The sequence below is a fragment of the Nocardia jejuensis NBRC 103114 genome (assembly GCF_001613145.1).
GTDB lineage: Bacteria > Actinomycetota > Actinomycetes > Mycobacteriales > Mycobacteriaceae > Nocardia > Nocardia jejuensis.
In genome coordinates, this window is the sequence record NZ_BDBU01000065.1 from 1 (window position 1) to 20,814 (window position 20,814).

17 protein-coding genes and 1 tRNA gene are annotated in these 20,814 nt (G+C 67.9%); 16 read left to right on the forward strand and 2 right to left on the reverse strand.

Annotated elements, in window-relative coordinates; translation table 11 throughout:
• Positions 1-30: 30 nt before the first annotated feature.
• The 4 genes from NJ1_RS35305 (at position 31) to NJ1_RS35320 (ending at position 4,568) form a co-directional block, all read left to right on the forward strand.
• The gene (locus NJ1_RS35305; RefSeq protein ID WP_067703955.1) at positions 31-957 is read left to right on the forward strand and encodes an ABC transporter permease; all 927 of its coding nucleotides are present in this window, start codon (positions 31-33) and stop codon (positions 955-957) included.
• Positions 950-1,933, forward strand: a complete 984-nt coding sequence (locus NJ1_RS35310; RefSeq protein WP_067703877.1) for an ABC transporter permease — start codon at positions 950-952, stop codon at positions 1,931-1,933. Before NJ1_RS35305 ends, NJ1_RS35310 begins: the two co-directional genes overlap by 8 nt.
• 5 nt (positions 1,934-1,938) lie before the next feature.
• Entirely contained in the window at positions 1,939-3,627 is a 1,689-nt protein-coding gene (locus NJ1_RS35315) for an ABC transporter ATP-binding protein (RefSeq protein WP_067703958.1), read from the forward strand.
• A 194-nt stretch (positions 3,628-3,821) separates the two neighbouring features.
• Positions 3,822-4,568 carry a Fic family protein gene (locus NJ1_RS35320; protein ID WP_067703961.1) on the forward strand — a complete coding sequence of 249 codons (747 nt, stop codon included), beginning with the start codon at positions 3,822-3,824 and terminating at the stop codon, positions 4,566-4,568.
• A 550-nt stretch (positions 4,569-5,118) separates the two neighbouring features.
• Here NJ1_RS35320 and NJ1_RS35325 read toward each other — a convergent pair.
• Complete coding sequence (locus NJ1_RS35325) at positions 5,119-5,919, reverse strand: HAD family hydrolase (RefSeq protein WP_067703880.1); 801 nt, start codon at positions 5,917-5,919, stop codon at positions 5,119-5,121.
• Positions 5,920-6,277: 358 nt separating this feature from the next.
• Between NJ1_RS35325 and ssd the strand changes: the two genes are divergently transcribed.
• The 7 genes from ssd to NJ1_RS35360 all read left to right on the forward strand — a co-directional run bounded on the left by ssd (position 6,278) and on the right by NJ1_RS35360 (position 11,985).
• Positions 6,278-7,435 (forward strand): septum site-determining protein Ssd, encoded by a 1,158-nt coding sequence (gene ssd / locus NJ1_RS35330; protein WP_067703882.1) that lies wholly within the window; start codon positions 6,278-6,280, stop codon positions 7,433-7,435.
• 65 nt (positions 7,436-7,500) lie between these two features.
• Positions 7,501-8,685 carry a TadA family conjugal transfer-associated ATPase gene (locus tag NJ1_RS35335; protein WP_067703885.1) on the forward strand — a complete coding sequence of 395 codons (1,185 nt, stop codon included), beginning with the start codon at positions 7,501-7,503 and terminating at the stop codon, positions 8,683-8,685.
• Positions 8,686-9,603: 918 nt separating this feature from the next.
• Positions 9,604-10,281 carry a type II secretion system F family protein gene (locus NJ1_RS35340; protein ID WP_422615806.1) on the forward strand — a complete coding sequence of 226 codons (678 nt, stop codon included), beginning with the start codon at positions 9,604-9,606 and terminating at the stop codon, positions 10,279-10,281.
• A gap of 125 nt (positions 10,282-10,406) precedes the next feature.
• Positions 10,407-11,009, forward strand: coding sequence for a type II secretion system F family protein (locus NJ1_RS35345; protein WP_245717723.1), 603 nt, complete (start codon positions 10,407-10,409; stop codon positions 11,007-11,009).
• A gap of 57 nt (positions 11,010-11,066) precedes the next feature.
• Positions 11,067-11,279 carry a DUF4244 domain-containing protein gene (locus NJ1_RS35350; protein WP_067703893.1) on the forward strand — a complete coding sequence of 71 codons (213 nt, stop codon included), beginning with the start codon at positions 11,067-11,069 and terminating at the stop codon, positions 11,277-11,279.
• A gap of 29 nt (positions 11,280-11,308) precedes the next feature.
• Positions 11,309-11,629, forward strand: coding sequence for a TadE family type IV pilus minor pilin (locus tag NJ1_RS35355; RefSeq protein WP_067703895.1), 321 nt, complete (start codon positions 11,309-11,311; stop codon positions 11,627-11,629).
• Positions 11,626-11,985, forward strand: coding sequence for an Rv3654c family TadE-like protein (locus NJ1_RS35360; RefSeq protein WP_067703898.1), 360 nt, complete (start codon positions 11,626-11,628; stop codon positions 11,983-11,985). Before NJ1_RS35355 ends, NJ1_RS35360 begins: the two co-directional genes overlap by 4 nt.
• A 356-nt stretch (positions 11,986-12,341) precedes the next feature.
• Here NJ1_RS35360 and NJ1_RS35365 read toward each other — a convergent pair whose 3' ends face one another.
• Complete coding sequence (locus tag NJ1_RS35365; protein WP_067703901.1) at positions 12,342-14,738, reverse strand: DEAD/DEAH box helicase; 2,397 nt, start codon at positions 14,736-14,738, stop codon at positions 12,342-12,344.
• Between the two features lie 435 nt (positions 14,739-15,173).
• Between NJ1_RS35365 and NJ1_RS35370 the strand changes: the two genes are divergently transcribed.
• From NJ1_RS35370 to NJ1_RS35390, 5 genes are all read left to right on the forward strand, one after another.
• Complete coding sequence (locus NJ1_RS35370) at positions 15,174-15,377, forward strand: cold-shock protein (protein WP_029925108.1); 204 nt, start codon at positions 15,174-15,176, stop codon at positions 15,375-15,377.
• 276 nt (positions 15,378-15,653) lie between these two features.
• Positions 15,654-18,593, forward strand: a complete 2,940-nt coding sequence (topA, locus tag NJ1_RS35375) for a type I DNA topoisomerase (RefSeq protein ID WP_067703904.1) — start codon at positions 15,654-15,656, stop codon at positions 18,591-18,593.
• Between the two features lie 66 nt (positions 18,594-18,659).
• Entirely contained in the window at positions 18,660-19,160 is a 501-nt protein-coding gene (locus NJ1_RS35380) for a DinB family protein (RefSeq protein WP_067703907.1), read from the forward strand.
• A 194-nt stretch (positions 19,161-19,354) separates the two neighbouring features.
• Positions 19,355-20,572 carry a DNA polymerase III subunit delta' gene (locus tag NJ1_RS35385; protein ID WP_067703964.1) on the forward strand — a complete coding sequence of 406 codons (1,218 nt, stop codon included), beginning with the start codon at positions 19,355-19,357 and terminating at the stop codon, positions 20,570-20,572.
• Positions 20,573-20,650: 78 nt separating this feature from the next.
• Positions 20,651-20,726: transfer RNA gene (locus NJ1_RS35390), tRNA-Thr, on the forward strand.
• Positions 20,727-20,814: the final 88 nt, after the last annotated feature.

Consider the following 20,814-nt stretch of genomic DNA (forward strand, 5'->3'; position numbering starts at 1 on the left):
AACCGCCTCCTTCGGTCGATGGAGTGGAACATGGCTTGGTACGTCGTGCGGCGGTTGCTCCAGATGATCCCCGTCTTTCTCGGGGCGACGCTGCTCATCTACGCGATGGTCTTCCTGATCCCGGGTGATCCGATCCAGGCGCTCGCCGGTGATCGCCAGCTGACCCCGGCGGTGGAAGCGAACCTGCGGGCGCGCTATCACCTGGATCAGCCGTTCTTCGTGCAATACCTGCAGTACCTCAAAGGCGTTGTCACCCTGGACTTCGGGAGCTCGTTCTCCGGACGCCCGGTCCGGGACGAACTCGTGCGCGCCTTCCCGATCACCTTCCGGCTCGCCATCATGGCCGTGTTCATCGAGGGTGTGTTCGGCGTGATCTTCGGGCTGATCGCCGGGCTGCGCAAAGGCAAACTGTTCGACTCCACGATGCTGGTGCTGAGCCTGGTCATCATCGCGGTGCCGATCTTCGTTCTCGGCTTCCTGGCGCAGTTCCTGCTCGGCATCAAATGGGGAATCGCGCCGGTGACCGTCGGTGGCAAGGCGAGCTTCACCGATCTGCTCGTGCCCGCCTTCGTCCTGGGCTCGCTGTCGTTCGCCTACGTCCTGCGGCTGACCCGGAACTCGGTGGCGGAGAACATGACCGCCGACTTCGTGCGGACCGCGACCGCCAAGGGGCTGAGCCGGCGGCGGGTGATCGTGGTGCACATTCTGCGCAACTCGATGATTCCCGTGGTCACCTTCCTCGGCACCGATCTGGGCTACCTGATGGGCGGCGCCGTGGTCACCGAGGGCATCTTCAATATCCCGGGCGTCGGCGGGACGCTCTATCAGGCGATCGTGCGCGGTGAACCGCCCACGGTGGTGGCCTTCGTGACCATCCTGATCGTGATCCTGCTGATCTCCAACCTGATCGTCGATCTGCTGTACGCCGCACTCGACCCGAGGATTCGCTATGCCTGAACCCGAGACGTCGCCGCCGTCGTTGCTCGAGGGCGAGATCGACGCCCGAACCCGTTCCGGGCAGGATCATTTCGTCGCTCCGCCGGAGGATATCGAGGTCGGCGGGGCCGGCCTCGACGACTCCGCACCGCCGACCAGCGTCTGGCGTGATGCCGGAAAACAACTGCGCCGCAACCCGATCTTCGTCATCGCGGCGCTGCTGATCGTGTTCGTGCTGCTCGTCGCCGCCTGGCCGGAGCTGTTCACCAGCCAGGATCCGCGGTACTGCAGCGGCGATTTCAGCATGAAGCCGCCGAGCCGCGACCACATCTTCGGCTTCGACAAACAGGGCTGCGACATCTACGCGCGCACCGTCTACGGCGCACGGGCGTCGGTGGTCACCGGTATCGGGGCGACCCTGCTGTTCGTCCTGATCGGCGGCACGCTCGGGGCCGTCACCGGGTACTACGGCGGGCTGCTGGACTCGGTGGTGTCGCGGATCGCGGAGGTGTTCTACGCGCTGCCGCTCATGCTCGCCGCCATCGTGATGATGCAGCTGCTCACCACTCGCACGGTGTGGACGGTCATGCTCACCCTGGCGTCCTTCAGCTGGCCGCAGGCCGCGCGGATCGCCCGCAGTGCGGTGATCCAGTCCAAGAGCAGTGAATACGTCACGGCGGCAAAGGCATTGGGGGTGTCCAGATTTCGGACCCTGATCCGGCATGTGCTGCCCAACTCGACCGGGCCGCTCATCGTGGTCAGCACCATCTCGCTGGGCGTGTTCATCGTGACCGAGGCCACCCTGTCCTATCTGGGCGTCGGGCTGTCCCGCGAGATCGTGTCGTGGGGATCGGATATCTCGGTGGACCAGAAGGAGATTCGCACCTCCGCGATCCTGTTCTATCCCGCGACGGCACTGGCGCTCACCGTGCTCAGCTTCATCATGCTCGGCGACGCGGTGCGCGATGCCCTCGATCCCAAAGCCCGGAAGCGGTGACCACCATGGACGAACCACTGCTCGATGTGCGCGATCTGAATGTCGCGTTCACCGCGGACGGGAAACAGATCCCGGCGGTACGCGGGGTGAACCTGACCGTGTACCCGGGACAGACCGTGGCCATCGTGGGTGAATCCGGATCGGGGAAATCCACCACGGCGCACGCCATCATCGGACTGCTGCCCGGCACCGGCCGAATCACCTCCGGCTCCATCATGTTCGACGGCCAGGACCTCGCGAAGGCCTCGGAGCGGGAGATCGTGCGGGTGCGCGGCGAGGGCATCGGCTTCGTTCCGCAGGACCCGATGTCGAATCTGAACCCGGTCTGGAAGATCGGCTTCCAGATCCGGGAAACCTTGGAGGCCAACGGTGTAGCCAAGGGCAAGGCCGCGAAGCATCGAGCCGTGGAACTGCTCACCGAGGCGGGGATGCCGGACGCCGAACCGCGGATCAACCAGTATCCGCACGAGTTCTCCGGCGGCATGCGCCAGCGCGCGCTCATAGCCATCGGCCTGTCCTGCCGGCCGAAACTGCTGATCGCGGACGAGCCGACCTCCGCGCTGGACGTCACCGTGCAGCGGCAGATCCTGGACCACCTCGACGGGCTCACCACCGAACTCGGCGCGGCGGTGCTGCTGATCACCCACGACCTCGGTCTGGCGGCCGAGCGCGCGGAGCACCTGGTGGTGATGTATCGCGGGCGGATCGTGGAATCCGGTCCGGCACTGCAGATTCTGCGCGAACCGCAACACGAGTACACCCGGGAACTGGTGAACTCCGCGCCCTCGCTGGCCTCGCGGCGGCTCTCGGCGGTACGTGACCGCGCCGAAGTGCGTGAGCACGCGGTGCGGGCGGCGGGCGAACTCGCCGAGACCGACGCCGAATTCAGCAGTGCGCCCGACGATGTGCTGGTCGTGGAGAATCTCACCAAGGTGTTCCGCATCCGGGGCAGCAGGCCGTGGAAGTCGACCGAACTCACCGCGGTCGACGAGGTCTCCTTCCGGCTGCGGCGCGGCACCACCACCGCCATAGTCGGGGAGTCGGGATCCGGGAAATCGACTGTGGCACAGATGGTTCTGGGACTCCTCGCACCCACCTCCGGGCGGGTCACCTTCGACGGGCGGGAGGTGGCCGGGCTGAACAGCAAGGCCGCGTTCGCTTTCCGCCGGCGCGTGCAGCCGGTGTTCCAGGATCCGTACGGGTCGCTGGATCCGATGTACTCGATCTACCGGACCATCGAGGAACCGCTGCGCACGCACGGCATCGGTACCCCGAAGGAACGCGAGGCCGCCGTGCGGGACCTGCTCGACAAGGTCGCGCTTCCCGCCACGATGATGCGGCGCTATCCCAACGAGCTGTCGGGCGGGCAGCGCCAGCGCGTCGCCATCGCCCGGGCCCTGGCGCTCTCACCCGAGCTGGTGGTCTGCGACGAAGCGGTGTCGGCGCTGGACGTGCTGGTCCAGGCCCAGATCCTGCGCCTGCTCAACAAGCTCCAGGGGGATCTCGGTCTCTCGTACCTGTTCATCACCCATGACCTGGCGGTGGTCCGCCAGATCGCCGACGATGTCGTGGTCATGCAGCAGGGCAAGGTCGTCGAGGCCGCGACCACCACCGAGGTCTTCGACAATCCGCGGTCCGAGTACACCCGGCGGCTGCTGGAGGCGATTCCCGGCCGGGACCTGCTGGTCGGCTGACCGCGCGACCGGTGACTCCGGCGTCGTCTCCGCCGCAGGGCTTGCGGGGGCGGCCACCGGACGCGATGGCCGGTGCGATTCCCCTTCGGAACCGCACCGCCTCGGCGCTCGTCGGTTCGCGGCCGTGCGGTCCGGCGCACCGACCCTCGAGGCGGGGCTCGGTCACAGTGGGCGCGGCAGTAGCCTCGTATTTCGTGACAGATCCGCTGCAGCCACTCGTCGACCTGCCCGGCGTCCGCGAAGCCGCCGACAAGGCCCGTGACGCCCTCGCCGACGTGCATCGCCACCAGACGAACCGGCGCGGCTGGCCCACCACCGCCGCCGAAGCGGCCGTGCGCGCTGCCCGGTCCTCCGCCGCCATCGACGGCGGCACCATCGATATTCCTGCCGACGGCGATGTCGGCGATCCGATCCTCGCCGGCGCCCTGCGCGTCGGTCAGGCCCTGGACGGGGACGCGCTCACCACCCTGGTCGGTGTCTGGCAGCGCGCACCGATGCAGGCGCTGGCTCGCCTGCACCTGCTGGCCGCGGCCGATATGGTCGACGCGCCCGAAAACCTGGGCCGCCCCCGCAGCGCCCCGGGCGTCGCCGAACGCCTCGATCTGCTCGCCCAGACGGTCCTGGCCACCAAAGCTCCCGCGCCCGTGATCGCCGCAATCGTGCACGGCGAGATCCTGGCCCTGCGGCCGTTCGGCACCGCCGACGGAATCGTCGCGCGGGCGGCGTCAAGGCTGGTAGCCGTGTCCAGCGGCCTTGATCCGCACAGCCTCGGCGTCCCCGAGGTCTTCTGGCTTCGCCGTCGCCAGGCCTACCTCGACGCGGCCGCCGCCTTCGGGATGGGCACGGTGGACGGCGTGGGCGGTTGGGTGCTCTACACCTGCGGCGCGCTGGAAGACGGTGCGCGCGAAGCCCGCTCGATCGCGGACGCCGCTGCCGGCTGACGCGCTGCGCGGTTCCGGGCGGAGCTCGGGGGCCGCGGGTTCGGGGGGCTGTGAGTCCGGGAGGGCGGAGCCCCCGAGGGTTCGAGAGCGGAGCCCCGGGAGTCGGCTGGTCCGCACATCAATGCGGGCGGCGTAGCCGCTGTTGCGACTTCACCGCCCGCGAGCACGGATCGCCTGGTTACCAAGCGTGCTGTTCGGGTTGTGTTTCTCAGCCTCGGCGACTCTCCGGCCTTCGAAGGTTCATCCCCGCATCGGTTGCGAGGCTATCGCCGTCGAAATCCCGGATAACGCAGGCCCACAACACTCGTGCCCTGTCGCGGCGTGCTCCGCGTGGGTGCCTGGTGTCCGTGCCGGGAAGGGTGGGATGGGAAACCGGATCTTCTCTTCCGATCCGATCTTGGCCTTCCGTCCTTCCGTGCCTCCATTGTTACCCTGTGACCGCCCTCACATCAAGGGCTGGGGAAACATTCGATATGCGGCGTGTTTCGTAGGTATCGCGTTCGGGCGTGTCGGAAAGTCGCCGGAGATCGTTGCGGGGGAGTGGCGTGCGCTACTGCCGGCGGCGCAGCAGCCGGTAACTGAGCGCTCCCGCCGCCACCGCGCCCAGCCCCACCGCCACGCTCGCCGCGACGGTCGTGGTCGAGGGTGCCGGCAGCCGGGCCCACAGGGATACCGGATTGGAGAAGGTGAGGATCGGCCAGCCCTTGGCCGACGCCTCACGGCGCAGGGCGCGGTCCGGATTCACCGCGGTCGCGTGGCCGACCGCGCTGAGCATGGGCACATCGGTGACCGAATCGGAGTAGGCGTAACAGCGCGACAGGTCGTAACCGTATTGCGCGGCCATCTTTTTCATGGCTTCGACCTTGCCGTCGCCATAGCAGTAGAACTCGACTTCGCCTGCGTACCTGTTGTTTTCGATGACCATGCGGGTGGCCGCGAAATGGTCGGCGCCCAGCGCGGCCGCGATCGGCGCGACCACCTCCTCGCCGGAGGCCGAGACGATGATCACGTCGTGGCCCCGAATGCGGTGGTCCGCAATGAGATCCGCGGCTTCGGCATAGATGAGCGGGTCGACGAGCTCGTGCAGGGTCTCGGCCACGATCGAGCGCACCTGGCCCACATCCCAGCCCGCGCACATCTTGGTGAGGTGCTCGCGCATGCGTTCCATCTGATCGTGGTCCGCGCCGGAAAGCAGGAACAGAAAGTGGGCGTAGCTGCTTTCGAGCACAGCGCGCCTGCTCAGCAGCCCCTGGTCCAGAAAAGGCTTGCTGAACACGAAGGCGCTGGACCTCGCGATCACGGTCTTGTCGAGATCGAAGAAGGCGGCGACTCGTCCGCGGTCGGCTGTCACGCGTCAAGAATATGTTTCGCTCGCCGATAGCGGGCGACACGGTGGATTTATCCGGGTTTGCCAGCCGGAAGCGGGGCCGTGTCGGCGGGAAAAAGACTCGCTCGGCGGACTTGCAAAGCTGGCGGTGCTTGGGTGTAGTATGGCCGGTACCTGGACTAGTCCAGGCGTGTTCAGCCCGACCCCCCGGGGCTGAACCCCGACGGCCCCAGCCTCCTCCCCCCCCGGCTGGGGTCGTCCTCTATTTCCGGACAGCTCACGCACCCATCGTCATTCGCGAAGTTCTCCACAGGCCGCGTGTTGTCCACACTCGCCGCAGGAGCTCTTTTTCGCCGGTCCGTAACGGCGGACGCTGACCTGCATGAACTCCGACTCGATCAGTTCGCCTCCGGCGCTCGCCCTGGTTTCCGATTCGCGGCTGCGCGAGGAGGTGCGCCGCATCGCCGCCGCGGCCGACCGCCGCCTCGACGAGCGCGTCGCACCGCTCGGCCGCCACCCGTGGCTCGCCGCTTCGGTCGTCGTTCTCGACGCCGAATCGGCTCGTTGCTGTGCATCCGCCGGACACCCCCGACGTGACGGAATTCTCCTGGTGACCGACGGGAAGCCGGGTTTGCTCGACTGGCAGTGCGCCACCGAGATCGGGGCGGAACAGGTGGTGTCGCTGCCCACCGCGGCCGACACGTTGATCATGGCCTTCGCCACCCACGACCGTCGCGGGCAGGAACACGGCGCGGTGATCGCCGTCGCCGGCGCGGTCGGTGGGGCGGGCGCGTCGACCATGGCCGCGGCGATCGCCCTGACCGCCGCGTCCCGCTCCCGTGACCGCACACTGCTGGTGGATGCCGCACCGTACGGCGGTGGCCTCGATCTGCTGCTGGGTGCCGAGTCGACTCCCGGCCTGCGGTGGCCGGACCTCACCATCGAGGACGGCCGAGTGGCCGCGCCCGCACTGCACGACGCGCTGCCCTCGGTCGCGGGTGTCGGCCTCTTGTCCTGTGGAAGGCGATGCACCGCAACGGAACTCGCGCCCTCCGCCGTGCGCTCCATCGTGGAGGCGGGCCGTTCGGCCGGTGACCTCGTCGTGTGTGATCTCTCCACCGAGCGTTCCCCGCACGCCGATCTCATTCTCGAATCGGCCGACCTGGCCGTGCTGGTGGTCCCCGCTCGGCTTCGCGCCGCGGCCGCCGCCGAATCGGTGGCGGCGCATCTCACCGCCCGAAATCCCAACGTCCAGTTGATCGTTCGCGGCCCCTCGCCTGGTGGCCTGCGCGGGGCGGACCTGGCCACCGCCGTCGGCCTTCCGCTGCTCGCGGCGATGACCTCACAGCCCTACCTGGCCGAACGTCTCGAACGCGGGGGACTCACCATCCGCCGCCGCAGCCCCCTACATGCCGCGGCCACGGCAGTCCTGGATGCGCTCGGCCGAGACGCTGTTCATCCCCGGGGCGCACCGGCACCGGCCTCGTCACTCCCGACGCGGCGCACAGCCAGCGAGGCTCCGATTGGGCTGCAATCATGAATCAGTCTGTATCCGAGGAGATTTCGGGCCGCATGTCTACCCGATCGGGCGCGTCGCGGCCGACGATGAGCGGATTGCTGTCCGACGATCTGCTGAATCGGGTCCGTGAGCGGCTCGCGGACGGGACGGGGGATCCGGATCCGGGACGGGTTGCCGCGGCGCTGCGCGCGGAAGCGGGTGGCGTACTGGCGGATACGGACCTGCTGCGAGCCCTGCGGCTGCTGCAGACCGAACTCACCGGTGCGGGACTGCTCGAACCGCTCCTGCACGATCCGGAGGTGGCCGATGTATTGGTCACCGCACCGGATGCGGTGTGGGTGGACCGAGGTCACGGATTGTGCCGTGCGCCTGTGTGTTTCCCCGATGAAGCTGCCGTTCGCAGGCTGGCGCAGCGGCTCGCGCTGTCGGCGGGTCGCCGCCTCGACGACGCTCAGCCCTGGGTGGACGGCCGGCTCTCGGGCTCCGAAGCCGCACTGGGCAATTCGTTCGGGGTGCGCCTGCACGCCGTGCTGTCGCCCGTCGCGCACGGCGGCACCTGTCTGTCCCTGCGCATCCTGCGCCCCGCCTCCCAGGGGCTCGATGTCCTCGCGGCGTCGGGTGCGATCTCCGCCGACGCGAAAGTCCTGCTGGAGCGCATAATCCGAGCCCGCCTCGCCTTCCTGGTCGTCGGAGGTACGGGCGCCGGAAAGACTACCCTGCTGTCGGCGCTGCTCGCCAAGGTCGACCCCGCGGAGCGGATCATCTGCGTGGAGGACGCCGCCGAACTGGCCCCGCCCCATCCGCACGTGGTCCGCCTGGTGGCCCGTCCGCCGAATGTCGAAGGCGCAGGCGAGATCACCGTGCGAGACCTGGTTCGTCAAGCGCTCCGCATGCGCCCCGATCGAATAGTCGTGGGCGAGGTTCGAGGCGCCGAGGTGGTCGATCTCCTCACCGCCCTCAACACCGGCCACGACGGCGGTGCCGGGACCGTCCACGCCAACTCTCCCCGGGAAGTCCCCGCTCGCCTCGAGGCGCTGGCCGCCCTCGGCGGCATGACCCGCGACGCCCTCCACAGTCAGCTGGCCGCCGCCATCCAGGTGATTCTCCATGTCCACCGCCACCCCGACGGCCACCGAACCCTCCGCGAAATCGGCCTGATCACCCGATCCACCACCCACGTCGACATCATCCCCGCCTGGACCGCGGACGCTCGTGCGGCCCCGGCCGCTCACTCCCTCCGTGCCCTTCTCGATGAAAGGAGTCCCCGATGAGCACGTCGGTCACCCGTCGCTTCGTCGATCTCGCGCTGCCGATCACTTCTCGGGTCCATGGAAGCCGCAGCACGTGGCGGCTCTCTGCTTTACCGGCGCGACTCCACCACTTCGGGGCCTCGTCGCCTGGGTCATCTCGCACATCACCCGGCCGCTTCCGAACCTGCTGTGCGGCGGTCGCATCCGGCAACGATGTATACCGATTCCCCGTCGTTGGTTTCGAGGCTCGCCTACGCGCAAGGCCGGGTACGGCATCGGCTGCTGGTTCGGGATCGGAGTGGTCTCGAGCATCACGACCGTGCCGGGCAGACGCCGAACGCTGTTTCCGCAGTGGCGGAGTCTGCGCTGTCGTCGATGTGGATGGTTGTGCATCACGCGGCGACCGGGGTCGCCGGCCACTGCGGTCGTCGGTCGACCCTGTGGATGGGCATGAATTCCGCGGAAGCCCGCCTGGCGCGGTGCAGGTTCAGGCACGGCGGCGGGTGGAGAGTGCGGCGCCCGGTCCTCGAAGGTGCTCCGAGGCGTGGTGCATGAACAGGGATCAGCGGTGTGACAAGCCATTTCGGTGGCGGAGCGCGCAGCCTCCGGGCCTACGGTTCGCGCGGTATGGGATGTGTGGTCCGGGGGGCTCTGTGGAGCGCGGCGGAATTCTCCGATAGGGCGGCCCGGCTTCGGAAGTCTTCGAGACTGCTTCGCGCTGTGGAGAGTTGGGGATGAATGCTCGTCCTGCCGGAGTGGAGCGCGGGGCGGGGAGTTGTACAGCGGCGGGTGGGACGGAGGCTGCGGGTGAGTGCGTGCGGGCATTCGTGGGTGGTGTGGGTTTGTGTCGCGGGTGTGCTGGTGGCGTTGCCGGAGGGTGCGGGGCGGCGAAGGTTCAGGGTGGTGTTCGGAGCGCGGCAGGGACGGAAAGTGCCGGGGGTGAACGTGATTCGGGTGCTCTGCGGAGTCGCGTTGGTCGGCGTGGCGATGGTTTCGGGGGTGGGAACGGCGGTGGCGGCGGCGATGGTGTCGGCGACGGTGTGGGTGCGGCGGCGCCGGGTGGTGCGGGAGCGGCGATGGGTGGCGGAGTGCGGGCGATTGTCGGAGGGGTTGGAGGCGGTGATCGGGGAGTTGCGGGTGGGGGCGCATCCGAGTGCGGCGGCGGAGGTGGCGGCATCGGAGATCGGGGGCGAGGTGGGGCGGGCGTTCGCGGTGAGCGCGGCTCGGAGTCGACTGGGTGGGTCGGGGGCCGAGGGGTTGCGGCGGCCGGATGCGGTGGTGGCGGGGGAGCTGGCCCGGATCGCGGAGGCATGGCTGGTGGCCGAGCGACACGGGCTGGCGCTGGCGGAACTGCTCGCGGCGGCGCGAGCGGATCTGCTCGGGCGCAGACGGTTCCGAGATCGGACACGAGCGGCGCTGGCGGGTGCACACGCCACCGCGGCGGTACTGGCGCTGCTTCCGGTGCTCGGGATCGGGCTCGGTCAGATGATGGGGGCCGCGCCGCTGCGAGTGCTGTTCGTGACTCCGCTCGGCGGGTTGCTACTCCCGCTGGGAGCCGGGCTCACCTGTGCGGGATTGCTGTGGACAGATGTGATCACCGCGAAGGTGCTGCGCTGAGGCGGTCTCCTCCGCGTCTCCGAATGCGCTGGGACGCTCTCGTTCTCGCACCGCTGGGCATCAGCCGAGCGTGATCGGTATCGCAGGGGTTGTGGATGGTTGTGGAATTCGGAGAAGGGGCTGAGGTGAGCGCACTTTCGGGAGCGGCGGTGCCGGCGGCGGTGGCGCTGCTGATCTTGCCGGGGCGGGTCGGTGCGGTGCGGCGGTTGCGGCGAATGACCGAATCGGGGCGAGAAGGGATGCGGCAGGAGCGGTTCGGGCGGGAGACGGCGGATCCGCTGGGGGTCGCGGGGACGCTCGATCTGTTCGCGGCGTGCCTGCGGGCGGGATTGCCGACCGGAGCCGCGGCCGGAGCGGTCGGGGCGGGGGCGCCGGAGCCGTTGGGATCGGTATTGCGGCGGGCGGCGGATCTGCTGGCGCTGGGGGCGGATTCGTTATCGGTGTGGGAGCAGGCGTCGGCGGGGTGCACGGACGAGGCGGCGGGGGCTTTGGCGCGGATGGCTCGGCGGTCGGCCCGATCCGGGGCCGGATTGGCCTCGGCGGTGGCGGAATTGGCGCAGCAGCGGCGCACCGAGATCGAGGATGCGGCGGCGGCCCGGGCCGAGCGGGCGGGAGTGCTCATCGGCGGCCCGCTCGGACTGTGCTTCCTGCCCGCGTTCCTGTGCCTGGGGATAGTGCCGGTCGTGATCGGGCTCGCGGGCCGGGTGCTGGGGGAGGGACTGCTGTGAGGACCGAGGACCGTACCGGTGCGGAGCGACCGTATCGGGAGGAGAGAAGGGGCGACCATGGGATCGACACTGCGGAATCTGGGGTGGGAGTTGCGCACTCGGCTGCTGCTCACGACGGGAGAGGCGGGGATGAGCACCGCGGAGTACGCCATCGGGACCATCGCGGCGGCCGCGTTCGGGGCCGTCCTCTACGGGGTGGTCACCGGCGACAGCATCGTCAACGCGCTGACCAAGATCATCGACAAGGCCTTGCAGACCTCGACGCGCTGACCGGCGCGGCCCACGGTGGGGATCGGGGCATGGCGACCGTCGAGGCGGCGATCGCGCTGGCGGCGCTCACCGCGGTGTTGGTGCTGTGTGCCGGCGCACTGCTGGCGGCCACGGCCCAGGTGCGGTGTGTGGATGCCGCGCGGGAGGCGGCCCGACTGGCGGCGCGGGGCGAGGAAGAAAGGGCGACCGTGGTGGCGCGGCAGGTCGCGCCACCACACGCCGTGGTGACGTTGCTGGTCGACGGTGAATCGGTACTGGCCGAGGTGAGTGCCCGGGCCCCGCTGCTGCCGCTGACCCTGCGCGCATCGGCGGTGGCGGCGCGGGAACCGATGGCGTCAGGTGTGAAGTGAAACACCGTGGCGACGAGTCCGGCGGGGTGACGGTGACGGCCTGTCTGGCGCTGCTGGCCCTGGTCGCGGTGACGGTGCTGATGGCACAGCTCGGGGTCGCCGTGGTGGGTCGTCACCGGGCGCAGGCCGCGGCCGACCTGGCCGCGCTCGCCGCCGCGGGCGGACTCGTCGCGGGCACGCAACTCGCATGCGCGCGGGCGGAAGAGATCGCATCTCGAATGGGTGCGCAAGTGTTGACATGCGTACCCGTGGATTGGGATGTGACGGTCACTGTGCGAGTGCGAATGCCGCCGGGTCCACTGGGTAGTCGAGAGCTACACGCGCGGGCGCGGGCGGGACCGGTCGAGGATAGGTAGGAGGCATTATCTCGTACCGAGCGGTTGGTTAGAATTGACGATGGCGCAGGCCACATCTTCGGTCGATCAATACCGATATTCGATGAATCCCAGCGGCGGAATTGTTTGGATCCCGAGCGCTTTCCTATTCGCGACGGAAGTCGGATTCGAAAGAATGCACAGGTAAATGCGCTGACGACATTATCGAACGGGGCAATCCTCCAGTTAACAGGATGACTTCCCTCTTTATTCGACTCGCGCCGCACGGTCGGACCGCCGGGATCGGGCGGTACGACACGCCGCCCGGTACTTCCCAGCTCACAGGTGCCAACCGCTTGGTCGGGTGTAGCTCCGATGTCGCTCGGGCCTCGGGCGCGTCACGGTTGGGTGTGGCACCCGTCACCATCGCCCAGTTCTGTGAGCACCGCGGTGAGTAGCCGGGCCGCGCCCGCCTTGTCCAGCGGGTTGTTGCCGTTTCCGCACTTCGGCGACTGCACACAGGACGGACAGCCGTTCGCGCAGCCGCAGGATGCGATGGCCGCCAAGGTCGCCGACAGCCACCCGCGCAGTCGCTCGAAGCCGCGCTCGGCGAAGCCCGCTCCACCCGGGTGTCCGTCGTAGACGAACACGGTAGGCAGTCCGGTATCGGGATGCTCGGCCGTCGACACTCCACCGATATCCCAGCGATCGCAGGTCGCGACCAGGGGAAGCATGCCGATCGCGGCGTGTTCGGCCGCGTGCAGCGCGCCCGCCGCCGCTCGCGGATCGATGCCGGCCCGGGCCAGCAGGCCCGGTGTGACGGTATAGAGGACAGCCCGGGTGGGCAGTGTTTGCGCGGGCAGATCCAGCGCGATCATGTCCAGGACCTCGCCGCTGGGCAGCCGCCGCAGATAGCCCACGACCTGCCTGGTCACCAGTACCTGCGCCAAACCCGTGGTCACCGAGCCGTGCACCCGATGCTCGGTCATCTCCTCGATCTCGATCGTGGTGATCGCCCGGGCGCTGGTGTTCCAGCCCGGAGTCTCGGCGTGGACCAGCGCCACACCCTCCTCGAGATCCAGCTCGTCGACCACGAAGGATTCACCTTGATGCAGGTGAACGGCACCTTCGTGCAGGGTGGCCGGAGCCCGGCCGGCGTCGGTGGTGCCCAGCATGCGCCCGGTCTCGCCGTCGACGATCGCCACCGCGGTGCCGATCCCGCCGCGCACGTCCACCGCGTCGTGCGGGTGCGTATCGGCGGTGACGAACCAGCGGGCGGTCCCGTTGCGCCCGGCGCCCGGCCGCCGTCGGATCAAACCCTGTCCGGCCAGGTCGGAGAGTAGATCCCAGGCCTCGAACGCGTGCACCTCGGCGTCGGTGAGCGGCTGTTCCATGGCCGCGCAGAGCAGATGCGGGCCCAATACATAAGGATTGTGCGGATCGGTGATGCTGGCTTCGAGCGGTCGTCCGAGCAGTGCTTCCGGGTGATGCACGAGGTAGGTGTCCAGCGGGTCGTCACGGGCGATGAGCAGCACCAATGACCCCTGCGTGCGGCGTCCGGCCCGCCCGGCCTGCTGCCAGAACGAGGCCACCGTGCCCGGATATCCCGCGACCACGACGGCATCGAGCCCGGCGATGTCCACGCCCAGCTCCAGCGCGTTGGTGGTGGCCACGCCGACCAGGGAACCCTCGGACAGGGCCGTCTCCAGCGCCCGTCGATCCTCGGCGAGGTATCCGGCCCGGTAGGCGGCCACCCGTTCGGGCAGCGTCGTATCGACCTCGGCCAGCAGCCTGCGCGTATCCATGGCGATCGCCTCCGCGCCGCGCCGGGACCGTACGAAGGTGAGGGTGCGTGCGCCCTCCGAGACCAGATCAGCCATCACCTTGGCAGCCTCCGACCCGGCCGATCTGCGCACTGCCGCACCGTTTTCCCCGGTCACGCCCCCGCCGAGCAGCGGCGGCTCCCACAGTGCGACCGTTCTGGACCCCTGCGGCGATCCGTCCTCGGTGACCGCGACGCAGGGCGCGCCGATCAGTCGCGACGCCGTGGCCGCCGGGTCCGCGGTGGTGGCCGAGCACAGTACGAATACGGGATTCGCCCCGTACCGCTCGGCGATTCGCCGCAGCCGCCGCAGTACCAGCGCCACATGCGATCCGAAGACGCCCCGGTAGGTGTGGCATTCGTCGATCACGATGTAGCGCAGCTGTCGCAGCAATCGGCCCCAGCGCTCGTGCGACCTCAGCATTCCGATGTGCAGCATGTCCGGATTGGTGAAGACCCAGCGGCCGTGCGCGCGCACCCACTGCCTGATCTCCGGGGGCGTATCGCCGTCATAGGGCGCGGGGTGGATGCCGCGTAGCGGATCGTCGCTGGTCAGCTCGTTGACCATGCGGAGCTGATCGGCTCCGAGCGCTTTGGTGGGCGATATATATAGGGCTGTCGCACGAGGGTCGTTCTGTAATGCGGTGAGGATCGGCAACTGATAGGCCAGGGACTTGCCCGACGCGGTTCCCGTGGACACGACCACGTGTTGACCGCTCGCGGCCAGGTCAGCGGCCTGACTCTGATGAATCCAGGGTGCGTGCACGCCGTTCGCGCGGACCGCGGCGATCACATCGGGAGATGTCCATTCGGGCCATTCCGTGACCTGGGCGACCCGGGCCGGCAGCTCGCTGAGGTGGGTGAGTCGGGGGTCCTGAGTTCCCGTGCCGAGTAGGACACGATTCAGCAACGATCGCCCATAGCTGCTGTCGTCCGCGGGGTGCACGAGCGCCGAGGGGTCTGCCGGATTCATCGAACCGTTGCTGCGGGACGCGCCAGGTGTGCGAGATGTGTGTATGTCCGCTGCCCTACCTGCCATTTCACTACAGAGTAGCGACCCGCCTCCAAGCCAGTTTGCCGGATGCTCGCTCTGTTATCGGGAAGCAAACCTACTTCAAGTTCGGATTTGGGCATTATGCCCCTCACCTGCGCATTCGCAAGATCAACTTTTTTGCAAATTGTCGGTAACTCAGCTGTTGAATTGCGGGAAGACATGGTTCACTGGTTCCTGGTCGCAAGCTTCTGTGTTCGAGGGAACGGATCCAAAGTCCAAACCATCAGCAGGATCGATGTTGCGAACGGTGTACTGATAGCTTTCCTGCAGGGGGAACAGAGTACAGCGGTCTCAACGGACCCGGTGGATGAACCTACTTGTCTACCGTTCCGGTATGGAAAGAGAAGGAACAGAATGGCACAGGGAACTGTGAAGTGGTTCAACGCGGAGAAGGGGTTCGGCTTCATCGCGCCCGAGGACGGCTCCGCTGACGTCTTCGTCCACTACTCCGAGATCCAGGGTTCGGGTTTCCGCACCCTCGAGGAGAACCAGAAGGTCGAGTTCGAGGTCGGTCAGGGTACCAAGGGGCCACAGGCCACCGGTGTCCGCGCGCTCTGATTAGAGCGGGCCAACCCACAGGTTCCGTCCCCCATCGCCACAGGCGGTGGGGGACGACCCATATCTGGACCCACTACACTCGGGTCAGCCATAGTGACTGCGTGCAGGTCACTTGTAAGGATCAGTCCCGGGGAACATCGTCGCTGTGACCGAGCCGCGGCTATTGAACAGGGTATAAACGTTGCTGGCAGCGATATATGTAATCGCAGCCGCTTGCCCCAGCCGCATATCGGGCGCACCAGGCGCCGCGCGGATCGAGAGGAAAGGTGTTCGCCGGTGGCAACACGAGACCGCGGTTCAGCGCCGAACTCACAGGGAGCGTCCGACCAGGGCGGCCTCGTGCGTCGTCTCGTCATCGTCGAGTCGCCGACGAAGGCCCGGAAGATCGCTCCCTACCTCGGCCGCGGTTACGTGGTGGAGGCGTCGGTGGGCCATATCCGGGACCTACCGCGTGGCGCGGCGGACGTACCGGCCAAATACAAGGGTGAGAAGTGGGCTCGTCTCGGCGTCGACGTCGATAACGATTTCGAGGCCATCTATGTGGTCAGCCCCGATAAGAAGGCCAAGGTCGGTGAGCTGAAAAGCTTGCTGTCCGACGCCGACGAGCTCTATCTCGCCACCGACCCCGACCGCGAGGGCGAAGCCATCGCGTGGCACCTGCTGGAGACCTTGAAGCCCAAGGTCCCGGTCAGACGCATGGTCTTCCACGAGATCACCGAGGCGGCCATCCAGGCCGCGGCCGCCGACACGCGCGAGCTCGACAAGGATCTGGTCGACGCGCAGGAGACGCGGCGCATCCTCGATCGGCTCTACGGCTACGAAGTCTCGCCGGTGCTGTGGAAGAAGGTCATGCCGCGACTGTCGGCGGGCCGGGTGCAGTCCGTGGCGACCCGCGTCATCGTGCAGCGTGAGCGCGAGCGCATGGCGTTCCGCTCGGCCGAGTACTGGGACATCGCCGCCAAACTGGACGCGGGCGGTCAGGAATCGGCGAATCCGAGCGTTTTCGGTGCGCGCCTGGTCGCGGTCAACGGATCGCGGGTGGCCAGCGGTCGTGACTTCGGGTCCGACGGTCAGCTCAAGACAGCCTCGGGCGTCACCGTGCTCGATTCGGCGTACGCGCATCGGCTCGCTGATTCGCTGAACGGGGTCGACTTCGCGGTCAGCTCGGTCGAGTCCAAGCCCTACACCCGCAAGCCGTACGCGCCGTTCATGACCTCGACTCTGCAGCAGGAGGCGGCGCGCAAGCTGCGCTTCACCTCCGAGCGGACGATGCGGGTCGCGCAGCGACTGTACGAAAACGGCTACATCACCTACATGCGTACCGACTCCACGACGCTGTCGGATACCGCGATCACGGCCGCTCGGGCGCAGGCCACGCAGCTGTACGGCGCGGAGTATGTGAGCCCGACGCCGCGTCAGTACACCCGCAAGGTCAAGAACGCGCAGGAAGCACACGAGGCGATCCGTCCCTCGGGTGACACGTTCATGACGCCGGGCCAGGTGCATTCGAAGGTCGACAACGACGAATTCCGTCTGTACGAACTGATCTGGCAGCGCACCGTCGCATCCCAGATGCAGGACGCGCGCGGCACCACGATGACGGTGCGGGTCACCGGCGTCGCGAATTCCGGTGAGGAGTGCGTCTTTTCGACGTCCGGCCGCACCATCACCTTCGCCGGGTTCCTCAAGGCGTACGTGGAGAGTGTCGACGAGGAGGCGGGCGGTCAGTCCGACGACGCCGAATCGCGGCTGCCGGTGCTGACCGAAGGTCAGGCCGTGACCGCGGTCGAGCTGACTCCGGACGGGCACACCACCAATCCGCCGCCGCGTTTCACCGAAGCATCGCTGATCAAGACGCTGGAAGAGCTCGGCATCGGCCGTCCTTCCACCTACGCCTCGATCATCAAGACAATTCTCGACCGCGGCTATGTGTACAAGCGCGGTAGCGCGCTGGTGCCGTCGTGGGTGGCGTTCGCGGTGATCGGCCTGCTGGAGGCGCACTTCGGGCGCCTGGTGGACTTCGACTTCACCGCGGCTATGGAGGACGACCTCGACGCCATCGCCGGTGGTCGCGAGCAGCGCGGAAACTGGTTGTCCAGCTTCTACTTCGGTGGTGAGAACGCCGCCGAGGGTTCGGTGGCGCGCGCGGGCGGCCTCAAGCGCATGGTGGGTGACAACCTCGACGGCATCGATGCGCGAGAAGTCAACTCCATCAAGCTTTTCAGTGATGACGAGGGTCGCGACGTCAACGTCCGGGTCGGCAAGTTCGGGCCGTATCTGGAGCGAATGATCGTCAATCCCGATGACCCGCAAGGGGATCCGGTATCGCAGCGGGCGAACCTGCCCGACGAGCTGCCGCCGGACGAGCTGACCCTGGAGGTGGTCGAGAAGCTCTTCTCGACACCGCAGGAGGGTCGCTCGCTCGGGGTGGATCCGGTGTCCGGGCACGAAATCGTCGCCAAGGAAGGGCGTTTCGGTCCGTACGTGACCGAGGTGCTGCCCGAGCCGGCCGAGGAGCCCGAGCCCAAGAAGGGCGCGAAGAAGGCGGAGAAGCCGAAGCCGCGCACCGGTTCGCTCTTCAAATCCATGGATTTGGAGTCGATTACGCTCGATGACGCGCTCAAGCTGCTGTCGCTGCCGCGTGTGGTGGGTGCGGATCCGACCTCCGGTGACGAGATCACCGCGCAGAACGGTCGCTACGGCCCGTACCTGAAGAAGGGCACCGATTCGCGGTCGCTGACCGGTGAGGATCAGATCTTCACGGTCACACTCGAGGACGCGCTGAAGATCTACGCCGAGCCCAAGCGGCGCGGTGGGCAGTCCGCGAGCGCGCCGCCGCTGCGCGAGCTGGGTCTGGATTCGGCGACCGAGAAGCCGATGGTGATCAAGGACGGCCGTTTCGGTCCGTACGTCACCGACGGTGAGACCAATGCCAGCCTGCGCAAGGGCGACGAGGTCGAGTCGATCACCGATGCGCGCGCTTCGGAGCTGTTGGCCGATCGGCGGGCGCGCGGTCCGGTGAAGAAGGTCGCGAAGAAGACCGCCGCCAAGAAGGCTCCCGCCAAGAAGGCCGCCGCGAAGAAGGCCACCGCCACCAAGGTCGTCAAGAAGGCGGCCACGAAGAAGGCGGCCGCCAAAACCGCGGACGGCGCCACGACCAAGAAGGCCGCTGCCAAGAAGGCTCCCGCGAAGAAGGCTTCCGCGACCAAGTCCTGATCTTGTTTCCCCGTCGGTTCGCTGCCGTACCGTGACATCGAACTCACACCTGGGGAAGGACTTTCGATGGCCGATATCGAACGCGAAGAGCTGATCAAGATTCTCGCCAGTCAGCGGGAGATCTTCCGGATCACCATGCGGGGACTCGGGGACGAGCAGGCGCGGCAGCGGACCACCGCCAGTGAACTCACGCTGGGCGGGCTGCTGCACCATGTGATCAATACCGAACGGCACTGGACGCAGATCATCGTCGACCGTGACCCGAACTCCGAATTCGATGTCTCCGGAATGGATTCCGAGTACGTGCTCGGCCCCGATGAGACGATCGAGGGCTTGCTGGCCGACTGGGAGGTGGTCGCCGAGCAGACCGCGACGTTGATTCGCGAGCTCGGCACGCTCGATGATTCGGTGCCGACGCCGACCGCACCGTGGAGCCCGGAGCGGGAGTGGATGACGGTCCGCTACATCCTGCTGCACATTCTGCGGGAGATCGCCCACCATTCCGGGCACGCCGACATCATTCGCGAATCGCTGGACGGGGCGAACACCACCTATCAGCGGGCCTGACCGAGTGCGGTCGTGATTGGTATCCGAATCGACGGGGGCCGTCCCCGGGTGAAGTACGGCGCGAGATGATCCGGCGAGGCGACTCGTGCGAGGTGACGTGGGCGCACGGTCAGCCGGGAGGCGGTGGTGACCCGTGCGAGCCGGTGCGCGGTGATCGTGCGGGTCTGTCGGAGCCGGGCGCTAGGGTGTACGACGTGGCGGGTGTCTTCGATCGACTGGTCGGCCAGGATGTGGTCGAGTCGGCACTGACCGCTGCCGCGGTCTCCGCGCGGGGCGATGCGGGGGTGACGTCCTCGGCGATGACGCATTCCTGGCTGTTCACCGGACCTCCCGGCTCGGGACGTTCGGTGGCCGCGCTGTGCTTAGCGGCGGCGCTGCAGTGCACCGACCCGGGTTCGCCCGGTTGCGGGCGCTGCCATGCCTGCACCACCACCATGGCCGGGACGCACGGTGACGTGCGCCGCGTGGTGCCCGAGGGGTTGAGCATCGGCACCAAGGAGATGCGCGAGATCGTGCAGGTCGCCTCGCGGCGGCCGAGCACCGGCCGGTGGCAGGTCGTGGTGGTCGAGGACGCCGACCGGCTCACCGAGGCCGCCGGAAACGTCCTGCTCAAGGTGGTCGAAGAGCCGCCGGCTCGTACCGTCTTCCTGCTGTGTGCGCCGTCGGTGGATCCCGAGGACATCTCGGTGACCCTGCGGTCTCGCTGCCGCCATGTGCATCTGGCGACGCCGTCGGTGGATTCCATCGCGCAGGTGTTGCGTGAACGCGATGGTCTCGAACCCCGGATCGCGGCCTGGGCCGCGTCCGTCAGTGGTGGACACGTGGGTCGCGCCCGTCGTCTGGCCACCGACGAGCAGGCCCGGAGTCGTCGCCAGCGCGCGCTGTCCCTGGTCGCCGCCACCGCTCGCCCGGCCGCCGCATACGCCGCCGCCGACGCCCTGGTGAAATCCGCCGACGACGAAGCCAAGCAGGTCAGCGGCGAACGCGACGGCAAGGAACGCGAGGAACTGGCCACCGCCCTGGGCGCCGGTGGCACCGGCAAGGGCGCCGCGGGAGCGACCCGAGGTTCGGCCGGAGCCCTCAAGGATCTCGAGAAGCGCCAGAAATCACGCTCCACCCGCACCGGCCGCGATGCTCTCGACCGCTCGCTCATCGATGTGGCCGGTCTCTACCGCGATGCCCTGGCCGTGCGCTTCGGTGCGGCGACCGCCGACTCCAAGTCCGGCGTCACCCTCACCCACCCCGATATGGCCGATCAGATCCGCGAACTGGTCGACGACGTTCCCCCCGAAGGCCTGCTGCGTTCCATCGAGGCCGTCCTGAACTGCCGCGAAGCCCTCGAAACCAACGTCAAGCCCCGCTTCGCCGTAGCCGCCATGGCCGCAACCCTCATCGCCGCCCGCTCCCGCTGACCCCCCGATCTCCCGCACCGCCCACCGATTTTCCCGATCGGGCCCCGAGACGATACACTCGGCAACGCCGCAAGGCACGCCGCCTTAGCTCAGTCGGTAGAGCGCTTCACTCGTAATGAAAAGGTCGCGAGTTCGATTCTCGCAGGCGGCTCCAAAGCCGAAGCCCCCGTATACAAGTACGGGGGCTTCTTGCGTTGTGCAACGATTCTCGGGGTTCCGACGATCACACTTGGTGGGTGGGA

What these genes read in the sequence shown, in the direction of transcription:
- NJ1_RS35370 (WP_029925108.1), top strand. Translation starts at nt 15,174, where the DNA reads ATGGCACAGGGAACTGTGAAGTGGTTCAACGCGGAGAAGGGGTTCGGC.
- NJ1_RS35380 (WP_067703907.1), top strand. Translation starts at nt 18,660, where the DNA reads ATGGCCGATATCGAACGCGAAGAGCTGATCAAGATTCTCGCCAGTCAG.
- NJ1_RS35305 (WP_067703955.1), top strand. Translation starts at nt 31, where the DNA reads ATGGCTTGGTACGTCGTGCGGCGGTTGCTCCAGATGATCCCCGTCTTT.
- NJ1_RS35355 (WP_067703895.1), top strand. Translation starts at nt 11,309, where the DNA reads ATGGCGACCGTCGAGGCGGCGATCGCGCTGGCGGCGCTCACCGCGGTG.
- NJ1_RS35350 (WP_067703893.1), top strand. Translation starts at nt 11,067, where the DNA reads ATGGGATCGACACTGCGGAATCTGGGGTGGGAGTTGCGCACTCGGCTG.
- NJ1_RS35365 (WP_067703901.1), bottom strand. Translation starts at nt 14,738, where the DNA reads ATGAATCCGGCAGACCCCTCGGCGCTCGTGCACCCCGCGGACGACAGC.
- NJ1_RS35310 (WP_067703877.1), top strand. Translation starts at nt 950, where the DNA reads ATGCCTGAACCCGAGACGTCGCCGCCGTCGTTGCTCGAGGGCGAGATC.
- NJ1_RS35315 (WP_067703958.1), top strand. Translation starts at nt 1,939, where the DNA reads ATGGACGAACCACTGCTCGATGTGCGCGATCTGAATGTCGCGTTCACC.
- ssd (WP_067703882.1), top strand. Translation starts at nt 6,278, where the DNA reads ATGAACTCCGACTCGATCAGTTCGCCTCCGGCGCTCGCCCTGGTTTCC.
- NJ1_RS35335 (WP_067703885.1), top strand. Translation starts at nt 7,501, where the DNA reads ATGAGCGGATTGCTGTCCGACGATCTGCTGAATCGGGTCCGTGAGCGG.